Annotated in this window: 17 protein-coding genes; 11 read left to right on the plus strand and 6 right to left on the minus strand. The window is 50.1% G+C overall.

What is annotated here, in order from left to right; all coding sequences use genetic code 11:
* Nucleotides 1-10 precede the first annotated feature (10 nt).
* The gene (gene hybG / locus BEA93_RS00470) at nucleotides 11-259 is read left to right on the plus strand and encodes a hydrogenase maturation factor HybG (RefSeq protein WP_000334894.1); all 249 of its coding nucleotides are present in this window, start codon (nucleotides 11-13) and stop codon (nucleotides 257-259) included.
* 165 nt (nucleotides 260-424) lie between these two features.
* Here hybG and yghU read toward each other — a convergent pair whose 3' ends face one another.
* A complete protein-coding gene (gene yghU / locus BEA93_RS00475) occupies nucleotides 425-1,291 on the minus strand; it encodes a glutathione-dependent disulfide-bond oxidoreductase (RefSeq protein WP_000131798.1) in 867 nt (288 codons plus the stop codon).
* A gap of 204 nt (nucleotides 1,292-1,495) precedes the next feature.
* Between yghU and gss the strand changes: the two genes are divergently transcribed.
* The gene (gene gss / locus BEA93_RS00480) at nucleotides 1,496-3,355 is read left to right on the plus strand and encodes a bifunctional glutathionylspermidine amidase/synthase (protein ID WP_001517098.1); all 1,860 of its coding nucleotides are present in this window, start codon (nucleotides 1,496-1,498) and stop codon (nucleotides 3,353-3,355) included.
* Nucleotides 3,356-3,656: 301 nt separating this feature from the next.
* A complete protein-coding gene (gene pitB, locus BEA93_RS00490) occupies nucleotides 3,657-5,156 on the plus strand; it encodes an inorganic phosphate transporter PitB (protein WP_061091048.1) in 1,500 nt (499 codons plus the stop codon).
* Nucleotides 5,157-5,204: 48 nt separating this feature from the next.
* Here the strand turns inward: pitB and BEA93_RS00495 are convergent, their stop codons facing one another.
* Nucleotides 5,205-5,897 carry a dTMP kinase gene (locus tag BEA93_RS00495; protein WP_016249209.1) on the minus strand — a complete coding sequence of 231 codons (693 nt, stop codon included), beginning with the start codon at nucleotides 5,895-5,897 and terminating at the stop codon, nucleotides 5,205-5,207.
* A 173-nt stretch (nucleotides 5,898-6,070) separates the two neighbouring features.
* Between BEA93_RS00495 and BEA93_RS00500 the strand changes: the two genes are divergently transcribed.
* Genes BEA93_RS00500 through lptG form a run of 7 tightly spaced genes read left to right on the plus strand, consistent with a single transcriptional unit; the run spans nucleotide 6,071 to nucleotide 12,539 of the window.
* Complete coding sequence (locus BEA93_RS00500) at nucleotides 6,071-6,784, plus strand: dTMP kinase (RefSeq protein WP_072274938.1); 714 nt, start codon at nucleotides 6,071-6,073, stop codon at nucleotides 6,782-6,784.
* A gap of 31 nt (nucleotides 6,785-6,815) precedes the next feature.
* Entirely contained in the window at nucleotides 6,816-7,574 is a 759-nt protein-coding gene (locus BEA93_RS00505) for a hypothetical protein (RefSeq protein ID WP_000339328.1), read from the plus strand.
* Nucleotides 7,575-7,619: 45 nt separating this feature from the next.
* Nucleotides 7,620-8,969 (plus strand): lipopolysaccharide biosynthesis protein, encoded by a 1,350-nt coding sequence (locus BEA93_RS00510; RefSeq protein WP_000896902.1) that lies wholly within the window; start codon nucleotides 7,620-7,622, stop codon nucleotides 8,967-8,969.
* Nucleotides 8,969-9,793 carry a hypothetical protein gene (locus tag BEA93_RS00515; RefSeq protein WP_105224384.1) on the plus strand — a complete coding sequence of 275 codons (825 nt, stop codon included), beginning with the start codon at nucleotides 8,969-8,971 and terminating at the stop codon, nucleotides 9,791-9,793. Before BEA93_RS00510 ends, BEA93_RS00515 begins: the two co-directional genes overlap by 1 nt.
* 11 nt (nucleotides 9,794-9,804) lie before the next feature.
* Complete coding sequence (locus tag BEA93_RS00520; protein WP_000952663.1) at nucleotides 9,805-10,362, plus strand: YtfJ family protein; 558 nt, start codon at nucleotides 9,805-9,807, stop codon at nucleotides 10,360-10,362.
* Between the two features lie 30 nt (nucleotides 10,363-10,392).
* Nucleotides 10,393-11,463, plus strand: a complete 1,071-nt coding sequence (gene lptF, locus BEA93_RS00525; protein WP_105224383.1) for an LPS export ABC transporter permease LptF — start codon at nucleotides 10,393-10,395, stop codon at nucleotides 11,461-11,463.
* The gene (gene lptG, locus BEA93_RS00530; RefSeq protein ID WP_105224382.1) at nucleotides 11,460-12,539 is read left to right on the plus strand and encodes an LPS export ABC transporter permease LptG; all 1,080 of its coding nucleotides are present in this window, start codon (nucleotides 11,460-11,462) and stop codon (nucleotides 12,537-12,539) included. Before lptF ends, lptG begins: the two co-directional genes overlap by 4 nt.
* A gap of 34 nt (nucleotides 12,540-12,573) precedes the next feature.
* On the opposite strand, the gene spt is transcribed toward lptG, so the two are convergent.
* From spt to BEA93_RS00550, 4 genes are read right to left on the minus strand one after another with little or no spacing between them, the layout of a single operon-like run.
* The gene (gene spt / locus BEA93_RS00535; RefSeq protein WP_000524948.1) at nucleotides 12,574-13,746 is read right to left on the minus strand and encodes a serine palmitoyltransferase; all 1,173 of its coding nucleotides are present in this window, start codon (nucleotides 13,744-13,746) and stop codon (nucleotides 12,574-12,576) included.
* Nucleotides 13,746-13,994 carry an acyl carrier protein gene (locus BEA93_RS00540; RefSeq protein ID WP_105224381.1) on the minus strand — a complete coding sequence of 83 codons (249 nt, stop codon included), beginning with the start codon at nucleotides 13,992-13,994 and terminating at the stop codon, nucleotides 13,746-13,748. The genes spt and BEA93_RS00540 overlap by 1 nt, the downstream gene beginning before the upstream one ends.
* Before the next feature lie 31 nt (nucleotides 13,995-14,025).
* Nucleotides 14,026-14,940 carry an NAD-dependent epimerase/dehydratase family protein gene (locus BEA93_RS00545; protein ID WP_061091047.1) on the minus strand — a complete coding sequence of 305 codons (915 nt, stop codon included), beginning with the start codon at nucleotides 14,938-14,940 and terminating at the stop codon, nucleotides 14,026-14,028.
* Nucleotides 14,937-16,658 carry a fatty acyl-AMP ligase gene (locus BEA93_RS00550; protein WP_001517092.1) on the minus strand — a complete coding sequence of 574 codons (1,722 nt, stop codon included), beginning with the start codon at nucleotides 16,656-16,658 and terminating at the stop codon, nucleotides 14,937-14,939. The genes BEA93_RS00545 and BEA93_RS00550 overlap by 4 nt, the downstream gene beginning before the upstream one ends.
* A gap of 371 nt (nucleotides 16,659-17,029) precedes the next feature.
* Here BEA93_RS00550 and yghO point away from each other — a divergent pair, with 371 nt between their 5' ends.
* Nucleotides 17,030-18,172 carry a protein YghO gene (gene yghO, locus BEA93_RS00555; protein WP_105224380.1) on the plus strand — a complete coding sequence of 381 codons (1,143 nt, stop codon included), beginning with the start codon at nucleotides 17,030-17,032 and terminating at the stop codon, nucleotides 18,170-18,172.

Below are 18,172 nucleotides of genomic sequence, written 5' to 3' on the forward strand. Positions count from 1 at the left end.
GGAGTTAACAATGTGTATTGGCGTTCCTGGCCAGGTGCTGGCCGTCGGTGAAGATATTCACCAACTTGCGCAGGTTGAAGTTTGTGGTATCAAGCGCGACGTGAATATCGCCCTGATTTGCGAAGGCAATCCGGCTGATTTGCTGGGCCAGTGGGTGCTGGTGCACGTCGGGTTTGCCATGAGCATCATCGATGAAGATGAAGCCAAAGCCACATTAGACGCGCTGCGCAATATGGATTACGACATTACCAGCGCGTGATAATTAAAGTCGGATGCTTTCGTAGGCCTGATAAGACGCGCGAGCGTCGCATCAGGCATTGTGCCTGATTGCCTGATTGCCTGATTGCCTGATTGCCGGATGCGGCGTGAACGCCTTATCCGGCCTACATCGGTCTGGAGGGCTTGCTGCGACGAACGCTAACCATTACCCCTGACGCTTATCTTCTGTATTTGTCTCGAAATCACTGGCGTCATGGCGCTCATGCAACTGCTCATTCAGCGGTCCGTTGGTGCGGTTAACAATACGCCCACGCTTCACCGCCGGACGTTCACCCACTTCTTTCGCCCAGCGTTGCACGTGTTTATAACTACCCGCATCAAGAAACTCTGCGGCATCATACACGCCGCCTAACACCACGTTGCCAAACCACGGCCAGATTGCCATATCAGCAATGGTGTACTCATCGCCCGCCACAAACTTATGCTGCGCCAGTTGCTTATCCAGCACGTCGAGCAGACGCTTGGCTTCCATAGTAAAGCGGTTAATGGCGTACTCAATTTTCACCGGCGCGTAATGGTAAAAGTGACCAAAACCACCACCGAGGAACGGCGCAGCACCCTGTAACCAGAACAGCCAGTTCAACGTTTCAGTGCGCTTCGCCAGATCCTGCGGCAGGAAGTAGCCAAATTTCTCCGCCAGATAAAGCAGAATCGAACCTGACTCAAACACGCGGATCGGCGGATTATGCGTATGATCGCGCAGTGCCGGGATTTTCGAGTTCGGGTTCACTTCGACAAAACCGCTGGAGAATTGATCGCCATCGCCAATGCGAATCAGCCAGGCATCGTACTCTGCGCCGGTGACGCCCAGCGCCAGCAGCTCTTCGAGCATAATCGTTACTTTCTGACCGTTTGGCGTACCCAGCGAATAAAGTTGCAACGGGTGCTTGCCAACAGGCAGCGTTTTTTCATGCGTCGGACCAGAAACCGGGCGATTGATATTGGCGAACGCGCCGCCAGCAGATTTATCCCACGTCCAGACTTTCGCGGGCTGATAAGTATTGTCTGTCATACTGAATTGCCTTCTGAGTGGTAGTGTTGAAGCAGTGTAGCAGCTCGCTTGCTGTACAGATTGTGAATTTTTTAACCCTTTGCACCAGCCGCTGCGTTGAGGTGTATGATAAGTCAGACCTCTGTCCGGTTAATGTCGCTGAGCAGGTAATCAGAGCACAACAATTACGCCAACTGCTTAGGTTGTATTGTTAAAGGTAAAGTGATGAGCAAAGGAACGACCAGCCAGGATGCCCCGTTCGGGACATTATTGGGCTACGCCCCCGGTGGTGTAGCAATCTACTCTTCAGATTACAGTTCTCTCGATCCGCAGGAATACGAAGATGACGCCGTATTCCGTAGCTATATCGACGATGAATATATGGGCCACAAATGGCAATGTGTTGAATTTGCTCGCCGTTTTCTCTTTTTGAATTACGGTGTGGTCTTCACCGATGTGGGCATGGCGTGGGAGATTTTCTCATTGCGCTTCCTGCGTGAAGTGGTTAACGACAACATCCTGCCATTGCAGGCATTTCCTAACGGCTCGCCGCGTGCGCCGGTCGCAGGAGCGCTTCTTATTTGGGATAAGGGCGGTGAATTTAAAGACACCGGCCATGTCGCCATCATTACCCAATTACGCGGCAATAAAGTCCGTATTGCGGAACAGAACGTGATTCATTCTCCATTGCCGCAAGGGCAACAGTGGACGCGTGAGCTGGAAATGGTGGTCGAAAACGGCTGCTATACCCTGAAAGACACCTTCGATGACACCACCATCCTGGGCTGGATGATCCAGACAGAAGATACCGAACACAGTTTACCGCAGCCGGAAATTGCAGGTGATTTGTTGAAAATCAGTGGGGCGCGGCTGGAAAACAAAGGCCAGTTTGACGGCAAATGGCTGGATGAAAAAGATCCGCTACAAAACGCCTACGTGCAGGCGAACGGTCAAGTGATCAATCAGGATCCGTATCATTATTACACCATTACCGAGAGTGCCGAGCAGGAGCTGATTAAAGCCACCAACGAGCTGCACCTGATGTATCTCCACGCCACCGACAAGGTGCTGAAAGATGACAATCTGCTGGCGCTGTTCGACATTCCGAAAATCCTCTGGCCGCGTTTGCGTCTCTCCTGGCAGCGTCGCCGTCACCATATGATCACCGGTCGTATGGATTTCTGCATGGATGAGCGCGGCCTGAAAGTCTATGAATACAACGCCGATTCTGCCTCCTGTCATACTGAAGCGGGCTTGATCCTCGAACGTTGGGCGGAGCAAGGCTATAAAGGCAACGGCTTCAATCCGGCTGAAGGGCTGATTAACGAACTGGCTGGAGCCTGGAAACACAGTCGTGCACGTCCGTTTGTCCATATCATGCAGGACAAAGATATCGAGGAGAACTATCACGCGCAGTTTATGGAGCAGGCGCTGCAACAGGCGGGCTTTGAAACGCGTATCTTGCGCGGGTTAGACGAGCTGCGCTGGGATGCTGCCGGGCAACTGATTGATGGGGAAGGGCGACTGGTTAACTGCGTGTGGAAAACCTGGGCATGGGAAACCGCGTTTGATCAGATTCGCGAAGTCAGCGACCGTGAGTTTGCTGCGGTGCCGATCCGTACCGGCCATCCGCAAAATGAAGTGCGCCTGATAGACGTTCTGCTGCGTCCGGAAGTACTGGTCTTTGAGCCGCTGTGGACGGTGATCCCTGGCAACAAAGCGATTCTGCCGATCCTCTGGTCGTTGTTCCCGCACCATCGCTACCTGCTGGATACCGATTTCACCGTTAATGATGAGCTGGTGAAAACCGGTTACGCCGTGAAGCCGATTGCCGGTCGCTGTGGCAGCAATATCGACCTCGTCAGCCATCATGAAGAGGTGTTGGACAAAACCAGCGGTAAATTTGCCGAGCAGAAAAACATTTACCAGCAGTTGTGGTGTCTGCCAAAAGTGGACGGTAAATACATTCAGGTATGTACCTTTACTGTTGGCGGTAACTACGGTGGGACTTGCTTGCGCGGAGATGAATCACTGGTCATCAAGAAAGAGAGTGATATTGAACCGTTAATTGTGGTGAAAGAGTAATAAACTTTGCCATAAACCGCACTGATTATGGAAATAACCAGTGCGGAAAATTGTTTGTGTAATAATCAAAACATTTATCGGGTGGATTTATTTAGATTAATAAATTCATAATATAAATATATTAGGGGTTAAAATTCTTTGTCATGAATTCTTTCCGTGATTTCTGAATGGTGACTTATTCCCTGATCCTAAAGAAATAACATTGTTTTTATCACTAAAAAGCGATATTTCACTTTGCCCATGCCATTAAAGTCACTGATAATGCGTTCGTTCGTAAATTCAAAATGGCGTAATCTAATATATGCTAAATTTATTTGTTGGCCTTGATGTATATACGGGGCTTTTGTTATTACTTGCTCTGGCGTTTGTGTTGTTCTATGAAGCAATTAATGGTTTTCATGACACAGCGAATGCGGTCGCAACCGTTATTTATACCCGTGCCATGCAGCCACAACTTGCTGTGGTGATGGCAGCATTTTTTAACTTTTTTGGTGTATTGCTTGGCGGACTTAGCGTCGCCTATGCCATCGTCCATATGTTGCCAACCGATTTGTTGCTGAATATGGGGTCAACTCATGGTCTGGCGATGGTCTTTTCCATGCTGCTGGCGGCGATTATCTGGAATCTGGGAACATGGTTCTTTGGTTTACCGGCCTCCAGTTCGCACACCTTGATTGGCGCTATTATCGGCATTGGTTTAACCAACGCGCTGTTAACCGGCTCATCGGTGATGGATGCGTTAAACCTGCGTGAAGTGACCAAGATTTTCTCCTCGCTGATTGTCTCCCCTATCGTCGGTCTTGTCATTGCGGGAGGGCTGATTTTCCTGCTGCGCCGTTTCTGGAGCGGAACGAAAAAGCGTGACCGTATTCACCGCATTCCTGAAGATCGCAAAAAGAAAAAAGGTAAACGTAAGCCGCCATTCTGGACGCGCATTGCACTGATTGTTTCCGCTGCGGGCGTAGCGTTTTCGCACGGCGCGAACGACGGACAGAAAGGGATCGGCCTGGTGATGCTGGTTCTGGTGGGGATTGCGCCCGCCGGGTTTGTCGTCAATATGAATGCTTCCGGCTATGAAATTACCCGTACTCGCGATGCAGTGACCAACTTCGAACACTATCTGCAACAGCATCCGGAACTGCCGCAGAAATTGATTGCGATGGAACCCCCGTTGCCTGCGGCATCAACTGAAGGCACGCAAGCGACGGAGTTCCACTGTCATCCAGCAAATACTTTTGATGCGATTGCTCGTGTCAAAACGATGCTGCCGGGCAATATGGAAAGCTACGAGCCGTTAAACGTAAGTCAACGCAGTCAGTTGCGGCGCATTATGCTTTGCATCTCTGATACTTCCGCGAAACTGACGAAACTGCCAGGCGTTAGCAAAGAAGACCAGAACCTGCTGAAAAAACTGCGCAGCGATATGTTAAGCACCATTGAGTACGCTCCGGTGTGGATTATCATGGCGGTAGCACTGGCGCTCGGTATCGGCACCATGATTGGCTGGCGTCGTGTGGCGATGACCATCGGTGAGAAAATTGGTAAGCGTGGCATGACGTATGCGCAAGGCATGGCGGCGCAAATGACGGCGGCAGTGTCTATCGGTCTTGCCAGTTACATCGGTATGCCTGTTTCCACAACGCACGTACTCTCTTCTGCGGTGGCGGGGACGATGGTAGTGGATGGCGGTGGGTTACAGCGTAAAACGGTAACCAGTATCCTGATGGCATGGGTGTTTACCTTACCGGCGGCAATTTTTCTGTCTGGTAGTCTGTACTGGATAGCATTGCAGCTTATTTAACCTTCCTGATAATGCCCGCTCCCTGCGATCGGGCATTATCACTTCTGACTAGTGATAACCTCGTGCCGTCATAAAATCCCTAATCGCTTTTTCTGCATCAATCAGCACCTGCTCCAGCGGCTGATTGGCATCGATATCAACCAGTTGTGCACCGCCAAAGGTTAACTGCGGCGTTATGGCTATCTTCCTTTCCAGCGATTCCCTTTTGTGGTCGGGTTTACGCGCGCAGGCAACGTCCAGATCGACATTGAGTTTGATGACCAGATCAGGCTTATGGCTCGCCATCCAGTGAAACGCCTTACGTTCCTGACTTGCCAGCCATGAGACAAAACGACCGCCTTCAACGTTAGGCGGGAACACCGTACCATCGTAAGCGCCAGGAATTTGGTCTTGCGGATAACGGTCGGTTAAAACAATTAACCCGCGACGACGACAGGCAAGCATATGGCGAAAGCGTAGTAAGCGACGGGCGACAAATGCTGTAATTACCAGCGCCGGAACGGGACCCGGTAATTTTTTCGCCGTTTTCACTTTATTGCGTTCAATAGATTTATTAAGTGATTTCCCCATTAAGGGCAATTTGACTACTGCTCGCCCCACATTCCCTGCTTGTTTCCCGAGATGAACTCTTTCTGCGGCACCATATTTTTCGACAACGGTAATGAGATGTTCACACACCGTTGACTTGCCTGAACCATCACTGCCGATAACGGCAATTAACGGAGGGGTTATTGATTGCATGAATATATCCTTAAATTTAAATACCCACCCAAAATATTTATTTGGTTAATATGTTTTTATGAAAGCGTAATTCAGGGTAATACCACAATTAACCATTGTCACAATAAGGTTGAACGGATATTCTGAGCACGGGCCACGTAATATTCAATACATTATTTGCTGCCGGGTTTTTCGTGAATCAACGTAATATGTCAATAATTAATTCCACGCCAGTGCGCGTTATTGCCATTGTGGGATGTGATGGTTCGGGTAAATCGACCCTCACGGCAAGCCTGGTGAATGAACTGGCAGCAAAAATGCCAACAGAACACATTTATCTCGGGCAATCGTCCGGGCGAATTGGTGAGTGGATTTCACAGCTCCCCATTATTGGTGCACCTTTTGGCCGTTATTTGCGAGGCAAAGCGGCACATGTGCATGAAAAGCCTTCAACGCCGCCCGGTAATATTACCGCGCTGGTTATTTATTTGCTTTCTTGCTGGCGGGCGTACAAGTTTCGCAAAATGTTGCGCAAAAGCCAGCAAGGCTATCTGCTCATTACAGATCGCTACCCGCAGGTTGAAGTGCCGGGTTTTCGCTTTGATGGCCCGCAACTGGCAAAAACTACTGGCGGTAACGGCTGGATAAAAATGTTAAGGCAGCGCGAACTGAAACTATACCAGTGGATGGCGTCTTATTTACCTGTGTTATTGATTCGTCTTGCTATTGATGAACAGACGGCGTTTTCGCGTAAGCCCGACCATCAACTGGCGGCGTTACAGGAAAAAATCGCCGTCACGCCACAACTGACGTTCAATGGCGCAAAGATCCTTGAACTGGATGGGCGGCAACCCGCCGATGAAGTCCTGCAAGTGTCACTACGCTCAATTCACGCCGCGCTTTCCTGATCACCAAAATGGATAAGGGATAATTTAACGAATGGATGCACTACACACGCAAACTGCTAATAGTACAACTGCGCCGCAGCCCAACTACATTCCAGGGCTGATTGCGGTGGTCGGGTGTGATGGCACGGGGAAATCCACGCTGACCACCGATCTGGTGAAATCACTGCAACAGCACTGGCAAACCGAGCGCCGCTATCTGGGGCTGCTCTCGGGCGAAGACGGCGACAAAATTAAACGCTTACCGTTTGTTGGTGTCTGGCTGGAGCGGAGACTGGCGGCAAAATCCTCCAAAACCCAAAGTATGAAAACCCAATCTCCGGCGCTTTGGGCGGCGGCGATTATGTACGGCTTTTCGCTGCGAAGAATGGCAAATCTGCGCAAAGTTCAGCGACTGGCGCAAAGTGGTGTTCTGGTGGTCAGCGATCGCTTTCCGCAGGCTGAAATTTCCGGTTTCTATTATGACGGTCCTGGGATTGGCGTCGAACGTGCGGCCGGGAAAATCAACATGTTCCTGGCGCAGCGTGAGCGGCAGTTATACCAACAAATGGCGCAATACCGCCCGGAATTAATCATTCGTCTGGGTATTGATATTGATACTGCTATCTCCCGCAAGCCTGACCATGACTATGCCGAGTTGCAGGACAAAATCGGTGTCATGTCGAAGATTGGCTATAACGGCACAAAAATTCTAGAGATTGATTCCAGAGCGCCCTACAGCGAAGTGCTGGAACAGGCACAGAAAGCGGTTTCTCTGGTTGCCATCGTTTCTGACCGCCGACGTTTAACTTAAGGCTGGCGGGCTGTTTTTCATTTTCAACGATAAGGTCTGGCTGAATTGGCGGGTTTTAACATCAAACATTGGTTTGCAGATGGCGCATTTCGCACCATTATTCGCAATAGCGCCTGGTTAGGCTCCAGCAATGTCGTGAGCGCTTTGCTGGGTTTACTGGCGCTTTCATGCGCAGGGAAAGGGATGACGCCAGCCATGTTTGGCGTACTGGTGATTGTGCAATCGTATGCCAAGTCGATCAGTGATTTTATTAAGTTTCAGACATGGCAGTTGGTAGTGCAGTATGGCACGCCAGCCTTAACCAATAATAATCCCCAACAATTTCGCAATGTTGTCTCTTTTTCCTTTTCGCTGGATATCGTCAGTGGTGCGGTGGCGATTGTCGGCGGCATTGCCTTGCTGCCATTTCTTTCTCACTCGTTAGGTCTGGATGAGCAAAGTTTTTGGCTGGCGGCCCTCTATTGCACGCTTATCCCCTCAATGGCTTCCTCCACGCCGACCGGCATTTTGCGCGCAGTGGATCGCTTCGACTTAATTGCGGTGCAGCAGGCGACGAAACCTTTTCTGCGTGCGGCGGGAAGCGTCATTGCCTGGTATTTTGACTTTGGTTTTGCGGGCTTCGTGATCGCCTGGTACGCCTCGAATCTGGTTGGTGGCACGATGTACTGGTGGTTTGCTGCGCGTGAACTGCGTCGTAGAAATATCCATAACGCCTTCAAATTAAATCTGTTTGAGTCTGCCAGACACATTAAAGGCGCGTGGAGTTTTGTCTGGTCAACCAACATTGCTCACTCCATCTGGTCGGCGCGTAACTCGTGCAGCACGGTGCTGGTGGGGATCGTGTTAGGGCCAGCGGCCGCCGGATTATTTAAAATCGCTATGACATTCTTTGACGCTGCCGGAACGCCCGCCAGTTTGCTGGGTAAGAGCTTTTACCCTGAAGTGATGCGTTTAGATCCTCGAACCACCAGACCGTGGTTGTTAGGCGTGAAGTCCGGCTTGCTGGCGGGCGGGATCGGCATTCTGGTTGCGCTTGCGGTGTTGATCGTTGGTAAACCACTTATTTCGCTGGTATTTGGCGTTAAATATCTCGAAGCATATGACCTGATTCAGGTCATGTTGGGCGCGATTGTTATTTCGATGCTGGGTTTCCCGCAGGAATCATTGCTGCTGATGGCGGGGAAACAACGCGCTTTTCTCGTGGCGCAAACCATCGCTTCAATCGGCTACATCGTGTTGCTGTTCATGTTCTGCCATCTGTTTGGCGTGCTGGGGGCGGCGTTTGCCTATTTCGGCGGTCAATGTCTGGATGTGGCGCTCTCATTAATTCCGACCTTAAAGGCGTTTTTTCAGCGCCATTCATTGCGTTATAACGCAGCCGGAGAGAAATCCTGATGATGAGAAAATATTTCCCGCTTGAGGCGAGCGAGCGTTTATTTGTTGCGGTTGAGGAAGATGATGTTATTGATGAGTGGGTCAGTTTACCATCGACAATTGCTTTGCGTTGTACTGCTGAAATCATTCAGGATAACTATGCGTTATGTCTGCAATTCTGGCTGAATGGTGTTAATCGTCAGGAGTTACTGCATTTAATCCGCAAACAGTCCAAAGGTGAGGAGCTTACGTCTGACGAGCGCAAACAGTTTAAATACATGCGAGCGCGCTACAAGCATCTACGTTTTGCCCAACGGTTGTATTTAAAAAAACACCGGGCGGGATTCTTATTCGGCAAAACGACGGTTTTTCTTGGGCGTTTTCAGGACGGTTTTCGTAACGGTAAGAAAAATATCGTGTCGTATTACGGAAACTTGTTACATATTTATTTAAGCCCTCTTGTATGGTGGCTGGTGAGTTATTTATTACGCCATAGCCAGTTAGAAAGCGTGAACGGCTTTATCGCTTATCGCCAGAAGCAAATGCACATTCTGAAGGAGATTGTTGCCAAACCACAGCTTACAGGCAGGGAATTTCATGATGTGCGAAAAATCATCAGCCAGCAGGTTTCTTATTACGACACGTTAAGATCGCTTGATCCTGAAAATAAAGAGGCGTTGCAGATTTCCCGCTTTCTCGCAGCCATTAATGGCCTGATGGGAGATAAGCACGACGACATGGTGGCGGACGATATGGAAAATCGCCAGTCGTATGATGCACCAGTGGCACTCGATAGCGATATTCGTCAGCGTTTAGAACTGCTGATTTCGCGTTTTCCGCTATAACCGGGGTAATGATGTTATCTCGTTTGATTGTCGCACTGATTATCATGCTCTTATTACCTGGTGCGCAGGCACACAATTTCGTCACAGGAAAACCGGTTCCCCCTGTTTATATCCAGGAAGGCGGTGAGTTGCTGCTTAATAACGAAGAGATTCACTACCAAAAGTGGAATAGCACGCAACTGGCGGGAAAAGTTCGTATTATCCAGTATATTGCCGGGCGAAAGTCGGCAAAGAAAAAGAACTCATTGCTAATCAAAGCAGTAGAAATAGCAAATTTCCCTCAGGATCGTTTTCAGCCCACCACCATAGTGAACACCGATGATGCCATCTTTGGCACCGGTTATTTCGTGGCAGGTAAAATTGAAAAAAATAAACGCCGCTATCCGTGGGCGCAATTTGTTATTGACGCCAATGGTCTGGGACGTCTTGCCTGGCAACTGCCGGAGCAGAGTTCAACCATTCTGGTGCTGAATAAATACGGGCAAATCCAGTGGGCAAAGGACGGTAGCCTGGTGCCGGAAGAAGTAGATCATGTTATTGCGTTGGCACATAAGCTGATCAATGAATAAAAAATTCAAAGGATTGAGGGCGTTAGTGAGATGAAGTTGGTTGAGCACTACATCATGCGTGGTACGCGCCGTCTGGTGCTGATTATCATCGGTTTTCTGATCTTTATTTTTGCCAGCTACTCCGCACAGCGTTATCTGACCGAAGCGGCAAATGGAACCTTAGCGCTTGATGTTGTACTGGATATCGTTTTCTACAAGGTGCTGATTGCACTGGAGATGTTATTACCGGTTGGCCTGTATGTGTCGGTTGGCGTGACGCTTGGGCAGATGTATACCGATTCAGAAATTACCGCTATCTCTGCGGCGGGAGGCAGTCCGGCGCGTTTGTACAAAGCCGTTCTTTACCTGGCGATACCGCTAAGTATTTTTGTCACTCTGTTGTCGATGTATGGCAGGCCGTGGGCTTATGCGCAGATTTATCAACTGGAGCAACAGTCGCAGTCGGAGCTGGATGTTCGCCAGTTGCGGGCAAAGAAATTTAACACTAACGATAACGGACGAATGATCCTCTCTCAGACGGTTGATCAAGATAATAACCGCCTGACCGATGCGCTGATTTATACTTCTACCGCCAATCGAACACGTATTTTCCGCGCCCGTTCGGTCGATGTGGTCGACCCATCACCCGAGAAACCTACCGTTATGTTGCATAACGGAACTGCCTATCTTCTCGATCATCAGGGCCGTGACGACAACGAACAGCTTTACCGTAATCTGCAATTACATCTGAATCCGCTGGATCAAAGCCCTAACGTCAAACGCAAAGCGAAATCGGTCACGGAACTGGCACACTCTGTCTTTCCTGCCGATCATGCCGAGCTGCAATGGCGACAAAGCCGTGGCCTGACGGCGTTGTTGATGGTACTGCTGGCTATTTCTTTAAGCCGGGTAAAACCGCGGCAGGGGCGATTTTCTACGTTACTGCCACTGACATTACTGTTTATTGCCATTTTTTATGGCGGCGACGTCTGCCGCACCCTGGTGGCTAATGGCGCGATTCCCCTCATTCCTGGTTTGTGGTTAGTGCCCGGACTCATGCTAATAGGTCTGTTGATGCTGGTTGCTCGCGACTTCTCTTTGCTGCAGAAATTTTCCCGATGAATGTTTTCAGTCGCTATTTAATCCGCCATATCTTCCTCGGTTTTGCTGCCGCGGCCGGGCTACTGTTGCCGCTTTTTACCACCTTCAACCTGATTAACGAACTGGATGATGTCAGCCCTGGTGGTTATCGCTGGACTCAGGCGGTGCTGGTGGTACTGATGACCTTACCGCGCACACTGGTCGAGCTTGCACCATTTATCGCGTTATTGGGTGGGATTGTTGGCCTGGGGCAACTATCGAAAAACAGCGAACTTACCGCCATTCGTAGCACGGGTTTTTCTATTTTCCGTATTGCACTGGTGGCGCTGGTCGCCGGAATACTGTGGACTTTTTCGTTAGGCGCGATTGATGAGTGGGTTGCGTCGCCATTGCAGCAACAGGCACTGCAAATCAAATCTACCGCGGTAGCGTTGGGAGATGAGGATGATATTACCGGCAATATGCTGTGGGCCAGGCGCGGCAATGAATTTGTGACGGTGAAATCGCTGAATGAACTGGGTCAGCCTGTGGGCGTGGAGATATTTCATTACCGCGACGATCTCTCGCTCGAATCCTACATTTATGCACGCAGTGCCACCATTGAAAACGACAAAACGTGGATCCTGCACGGCGTGAATCACAAAAAATGGCTTAACGGTAAAGAAACGCAGGAAGCATTAGCCAATCTTGCCTGGCAATCGGCATTCACCAGTATGAATCTCGAAGAGTTATCGATGCCGGGGAATACTTTTTCTGTCCGTCAGCTCAACCATTACATCCATTATTTGCAGGAAACCGGACAACCGGGCAGCGAATACCGCCTTGCACTGTGGGAAAAGCTGGGGCAACCCATCTTAACTCTGGCGATGATTTTACTGGCTGTACCCTTTACCTTTAGCACTCCGCGCTCGCCGGGGATGGGCAGCCGTCTTGCTGTAGGCGTCATCGTTGGCTTGCTTACCTGGATCAGCTATCAAATCATGGTCAATCTGGGATTGCTATTTGCGTTGAGCGCGCCCGTTACCGCGCTCGGTTTACCGGTAGCGTTTGTGTTGGTGGCGTTGATTCTGGTGTATTGGTATGACAGGCAACATTAATCCAGCCGTGGCGTAACACCACGGCGGGCCAATATTACGACTTCAGGGTAGCAAATGCCTGAATGATGGTATCGATTTGCTCGCGGCTGTGAGCGGCGTTAACGCTACAGCGCAGCAGCGTAATACCCGCAGGTGCGGCAGGCGGCAGGATAAGATTCACATAAACGCCCAGCGAGATAAGCTCGCGCCAGATACGTAACCCTTCCTCTTTCGAACCGATTATCACCGGCACTACCGGGCTGATATGCGAGCTTAACTCATAACCCAACTTTTGTAGCCCGTCATACAGATGGTTGGCGTTATCCATCAGCTTTTGCCGCAGCTCTGGTTGTGTGGCAATGGTTTTTAACGACGAGCGCACGGTCGCAATGCAGGAAGGGGAAGGCGAGGCGGTAAAAATATACGGGCGGCTGCCGTAGCGCAGCACTTCCATCGCTTCCGAACCCACGGCAAAACCGCCAATGGAGGCCAGGCTTTTACTGAAGGTGCCGACGATAATATCCACATCGTCTTCAACGCCAACGGCTTCAACCAGTCCGCGGCCCGTTGCGCCTAATACGCCAAACGAATGCGCTTCATCGACAATCAAATAACCACCGAGGCGACGTTTGATATCAACGATTTCTGCCAGCGGTGCCACATCACCGAGCATACTGTAGATGCCCTCAACGATGATAATCGCCTCTTTTGCCCGTTCACCGAGGCGAACCATGCGACGCTCCAGATCGTTGGCGTCGTTATGGCGGAAACGAATAATTTCCGCACCGCCGAGAGAACAGGCGTCATAAATACTGGCGTGGCTGTCGGCATCGAGTAACACCACGGCGTTATGGTCGGCAAGTGCGCTGATGACACCTAAATTCGCGGTATAACCGGTTGAAAAAACGATAGCGGTAGGGCGATTGAAGAACTCTGCAATTTCTTTCTCTAATGCCAGATGCGGCGCATAACTGCCATTAGCCATACGAGAACCGGTGGTGCCGGTGCCTTGGGTCGCTAACGCCGCCTGACCTTCCGCAATGGCATCATGATTGAAGGTTAATCCGAGATAATTATTGGTCCCGGCCAGAATCACTTTTTTATTGCCGATACGGCCTTCGGTGGCGGAATACACTTCATCAATACAGGTGCCAAACGGCGTTAAACCGTTATCACTAAATTGCAGCCGCTCACCAGCAAGGCGCGCATATTTATCATAAAGCCCCATTATTTATTCTCCAGCCATGGAAGTAGAGTTTCCATTAATTGCGCAGGGGTTTTGACATCCAGCAGAATATTAATAGGAATGGAAATATCGAATCTGTCTTCCAGCATCATTAAGAGATCCATCACTTTGATCGACTCCAGGCCGAGATCGTTGACGAGATCGCTGTCAGGCTTAATTTCCACACCGTTTTCGACCAACTCCTGTAAACAGGAAAGGATGTAATCCATTACTATTTCACGATTTATCATAGAAACGTTAACACACCTTTAAACAAGACAATCAAAATAGCCCGTTGCGTAATGCGTGTTCCAGGCTAACCCCGGGAAACCAATTAATATCTTCAGAAATACATTTATTACTTGCCGACCAGTCGGCATGGGTTAATTCACGGATTTTCGAGCGGGTCAGCATGGGTTCTTTACCTGCGAGGCGACTCAACGCGGTACTGATATCCGCAAGGCAGGTGAGTAACGGCAGAGGAATACCGACCATCCGCACAGAACCACAACGGGCTACAGCGGCAAGCTGTTGGACACGTCGCCAGTCATAACCTCCGGCGATGCCATCGCATAATTCATACGTTTGCGTCTGTACGGAATCGGCGCTTAACCACTGACCCACAGCCTGGGCGAAATCGGTGACGTGCAGAAAAGAGAGCTGCGTATCTGGTGCGCCAGTACGTGGCAGAAGTCCGCGCAGCATCCAGTCAAACAGCGGTTTTAGCTCTTTATCGCCGGTGCCATACACTGCAGTTGGACGAAAAACGCCCAGCGTGATTTCGCCAGCCATTGCTGCCAGTCGTTGTTCGGCTACGAATTTAGATTTTGCATACCAGGAGAGTTCGGGATGACGCGCCGCCAGTGAAGAGATAAACAGGAAACGTTGGCAGCAGCCGCTCTCTTTTGCCGCCTGCATCAGGCGCAGGCTGCCGTCGACGTTACAACGGGTAAAGATATCTTCTTTGTGTCCGCGCACTTGCCCGGCGCAATGGACCACCGCGCTGGCGCTGGCAACCAGTTCGCTAAGCGAATGCGTATCTTCCAGCGAACCGCGCACCCAGATGAGATTATCGCTAACGTGAGCGCGGGTAGTACGCGTCAAAGCGCGAACGTGAAAGCCGCGGGCGAGCAGGTTATCGATAATATATTTCCCGATAAACCCGGTAGCGCCCGTCACCGCGACAGTTTGATTCATACGAGAGATCCCTGAACATGAGGATTAGCGGCAACGGCCTTCTGATAACGTTTTTTCGCTTCTGCGCGGGCGGGCTTGCCGGAAGAGGTGCGGGGAATACTGTGGGGCGGTAACAGGTCGATAGCCGCAGTTACGCCAAATTCGCTTTGTATCCGCGCCGCCAGCGTGTGGATAAGCTGCGTGCGGCGCTTTTCGTCGCTGATCCGGCACTGGATCTGCAAAATAATATTTTCCTGGGCGGTAACAAAAGCAATGGCATCGCCAGAGTGAATTTCCGGTTCCTGTTCCGCAATATATTCAATATCCTGCGGCCAGATATTGCGGCCACGAATAATAATCAGATCTTTAATGCGCCCGGTGACATACAGATAACCGTCCAGCAGGTAACCGAGATCGCCAGTATCTAACCAACCCGTCGCGGCAATCTCGTTTTGTGAAGCCATGTCGCCAAAGTAGCCACTCATCAGGCTGGGGCCAGAGATGCAAATATGGCCCACCACACGTTCCGCTACCGGTATCCCCGCGTCATTACGGATTTCAATGCCATGTTCCGGCAACGCTTTACCGCAGTTGACGAAAGTTGATACGGCACGTGTCTCAACACCCGGCGTAACGGCTTTCCCCTGATATTCGAGGATGTCGCGATCCACGTCGTTAACCACAACCCCAGAGGCTTCATCGGAAAAGCTGACAGCCAGCGCGTTCTCTGCCAGTCCGTAGCACGGCATAAACGTTTTATCGTCAAAGTTAACTGGACGGAAACATTCAGCAAATTGATGGAGTTGTTCGGCGGAGATAGGCTCTGCGCCAATACCGGCGACGCGCCAGCAGGAGAGATCCAGTTCAGCGAGATCTCTTTCATTCACGCGGCGCTGGCACAATTCATAGCCAAATGGTGGCGCAACGGAGACGGTGCCGCGATTTTTGCTGATCAATTTAAGCCATTGCAGTGGGCGCATGGCAAAATCCTGGGTGCGCAAATAATCCACTGAAAGCTGCGTGGCGACAGGTGTCAGAAGAAAACCGACCAGCCCCATATCATGGTAGAAAGGTAGCCAGGAGACACAGCGATCGCCTGGGCGTAATTTAATGCCATCGTGGCTGATGGCACGTAGATTGGCCATCACTTCGCGATGAGTGATGATGACGCCACGGGGAAAACGGGTGCTGCCGGAGGTGTACTGCAGATAGGCGATATCGTCTGGCACTGGCAACGGGAGCGTAACATCGGCTTCTGGCAAGGTTTTAAACCAGGCGTGGCTCAAAACATGTAACTCGGGTTTGCCCTGCGTCGCGGCATTGACCAGCGGCAACCACTCATCACCAGTGATAATCGCCGCAGGCTGGCAGCTTGCCAGCAACCCTTGCAGTTTTGTGCTCCATGAATCCCGCTGACCGACGCCCATCGGAATCGCCAGTGGGACAGCGACTAATCCGGCATACTGGCAGGCAAAAAACGCTTCGACAAACCCGCTACTGGTTTCCGCAATCAGCGCCACGCGATCGCCTTTTTTCAGGTTTAGCGATAACAGTCGCCTGGCTCCTGTTTCCGCACGTGCTTTTAAAGTGTGATATTCCAGTTCATCTTCAAGCTGGCTACGCCTGTCATAAAAATTCATTCCGGCGTTACCCAGAGCGGCATAGTCCAAAGCATCAACCAGCGTTGGAAAATCGGCATAGCGCATAGGCAGGGAATGCGTAAAGATTTTATTGGACATATACACCACAAGAAAATTGGATATCAAAAATAAAATGACAATAATGCGGTGGATTATATATGCATAAAAGATAAATGAGATAGTATTTTCATTGGTGCGATATTGAACATTGATTAAAATAATAAGTTCTGTTTTTTTGTTTCTTATTGTGAATGATATTTAATTTATGAATGTATTAAGTAATGCCTTGTCTGGTCGCATTAAGTCTATAAAAGGCATTATTAACCGTCTTACGCAGGCTCTGGTTTTACCGTAATTATTAATAAATATTATTTTATCTTCGTTTGTATTCATTGGGTGGATTATGAAGGTGCCGTTCGTTGCAGTTGCAGCCTGTTTTTCACCGTTAATTATTTGTTATCCACGTAAATATGGAATGCGATCTGCTGATGATTAAAATTGAAAAAGTAATAAATAAAAATGACTTAAAGGCATTTATCGCTTTTCCGTCGTCACTTTATTCCAATGATTCAAACTGGATCCCCCCTTTATGCATTGAACGCAGTGAGCATCTGTCACAAAAGAATCCGGGAACGGACCATATTATCTGGCAGGCGTGGGTGGCAAAAAAAGAGGGGCAGATAGTCGGGCGCATTACGGCGCAAATCGATACCTTGCACCGCGAGCGATACGGCGAAGATACGGGGCATTTTGGCATGATTGACGCCATTGATGATCCACAGGTATTTGCAGCCTTATTTGACGCAGCGGAAGGGTGGCTGAAGTCACAAGGGGCACGCAACATCACTGGCCCCTTCAGCCTGAATATCAATCAGGAGAGTGGGTTACTGATTGAAGGGTTTGATACGCCGCCCTGCGCGATGATGCCGCACGGCAAACCGTGGTATGCCGCGCATCTCGAGCAATTGGGCTATCAGAAAGGCATTGATTTACTGGCGTGGTGGATGCAGCGAACCGATCTCACTTTCTCTCCGGCGCTAAAAAAACTGATGGATCAGGTACGCAAAAAGGTGACCATTCGCTGCATCAATCGCCAGCGGTTTGCTGAAGAGATGCAGATCCTGCGTGAGATTTTCAACTCTGGCTGGCAGCACAACTGGGGCTTTGTGCCGTTTACCGAACGCGAATTTGCCACCATGGGCGATCAGCTTAAATACCTGGTGCCGGACGATATGATCTACATTGCTGAGATAGACTCTGCACCCTGCGCGTTTGTTGTCGGCTTACCGAACATCAACGAGGCGATTGCTGATCTGAATGGATCGCTCTTTCCCCTCGGCTGGGCAAAATTGCTGTGGCGCTTAAAAGTCAGTGGTATGCGCACTGCGCGAGTGCCGCTAATGGGTGTGCGCGACGAATATCAGTTTAGTCGTATCGGACCGGTAATCGCGCTGTTGCTGATTGAAGCATTACGCGATCCCTTTACCCGCAGGAAGATCGACGCGCTGGAGATGTCATGGATCCTCGAAACCAATACGGGCATGAATAACATGCTGGAACGTATTGGCGCACAGCCATATAAGCGTTACCGCTTGTATGAAAAGCAGATTTAA

The sequence above is a fragment of the Escherichia sp. MOD1-EC5950 genome, from assembly GCF_002965345.1.
GTDB lineage: Bacteria > Pseudomonadota > Gammaproteobacteria > Enterobacterales > Enterobacteriaceae > Escherichia > Escherichia marmotae.

Excerpts from the sequence above, each read along its gene's own strand:
- yghO (WP_105224380.1), top strand. The coding sequence starts at position 17,030 with ATGGAATGCGATCTGCTGATGATTAAAATTGAAAAAGTAATAAATAAA.
- BEA93_RS00545 (WP_061091047.1), bottom strand. The coding sequence starts at position 14,940 with ATGAATCAAACTGTCGCGGTGACGGGCGCTACCGGGTTTATCGGGAAA.
- pitB (WP_061091048.1), top strand. The coding sequence starts at position 3,657 with ATGCTAAATTTATTTGTTGGCCTTGATGTATATACGGGGCTTTTGTTA.
- BEA93_RS00495 (WP_016249209.1), bottom strand. The coding sequence starts at position 5,897 with ATGCAATCAATAACCCCTCCGTTAATTGCCGTTATCGGCAGTGATGGT.
- gss (WP_001517098.1), top strand. The coding sequence starts at position 1,496 with ATGAGCAAAGGAACGACCAGCCAGGATGCCCCGTTCGGGACATTATTG.
- yghU (WP_000131798.1), bottom strand. The coding sequence starts at position 1,291 with ATGACAGACAATACTTATCAGCCCGCGAAAGTCTGGACGTGGGATAAA.
- BEA93_RS00520 (WP_000952663.1), top strand. The coding sequence starts at position 9,805 with ATGTTATCTCGTTTGATTGTCGCACTGATTATCATGCTCTTATTACCT.
- lptF (WP_105224383.1), top strand. The coding sequence starts at position 10,393 with ATGAAGTTGGTTGAGCACTACATCATGCGTGGTACGCGCCGTCTGGTG.
- hybG (WP_000334894.1), top strand. The coding sequence starts at position 11 with ATGTGTATTGGCGTTCCTGGCCAGGTGCTGGCCGTCGGTGAAGATATT.
- lptG (WP_105224382.1), top strand. The coding sequence starts at position 11,460 with ATGAATGTTTTCAGTCGCTATTTAATCCGCCATATCTTCCTCGGTTTT.
- BEA93_RS00540 (WP_105224381.1), bottom strand. The coding sequence starts at position 13,994 with ATGATAAATCGTGAAATAGTAATGGATTACATCCTTTCCTGTTTACAG.
- BEA93_RS00515 (WP_105224384.1), top strand. The coding sequence starts at position 8,969 with ATGATGAGAAAATATTTCCCGCTTGAGGCGAGCGAGCGTTTATTTGTT.
- spt (WP_000524948.1), bottom strand. The coding sequence starts at position 13,746 with ATGGGGCTTTATGATAAATATGCGCGCCTTGCTGGTGAGCGGCTGCAA.
- BEA93_RS00505 (WP_000339328.1), top strand. The coding sequence starts at position 6,816 with ATGGATGCACTACACACGCAAACTGCTAATAGTACAACTGCGCCGCAG.
- BEA93_RS00550 (WP_001517092.1), bottom strand. The coding sequence starts at position 16,658 with ATGTCCAATAAAATCTTTACGCATTCCCTGCCTATGCGCTATGCCGAT.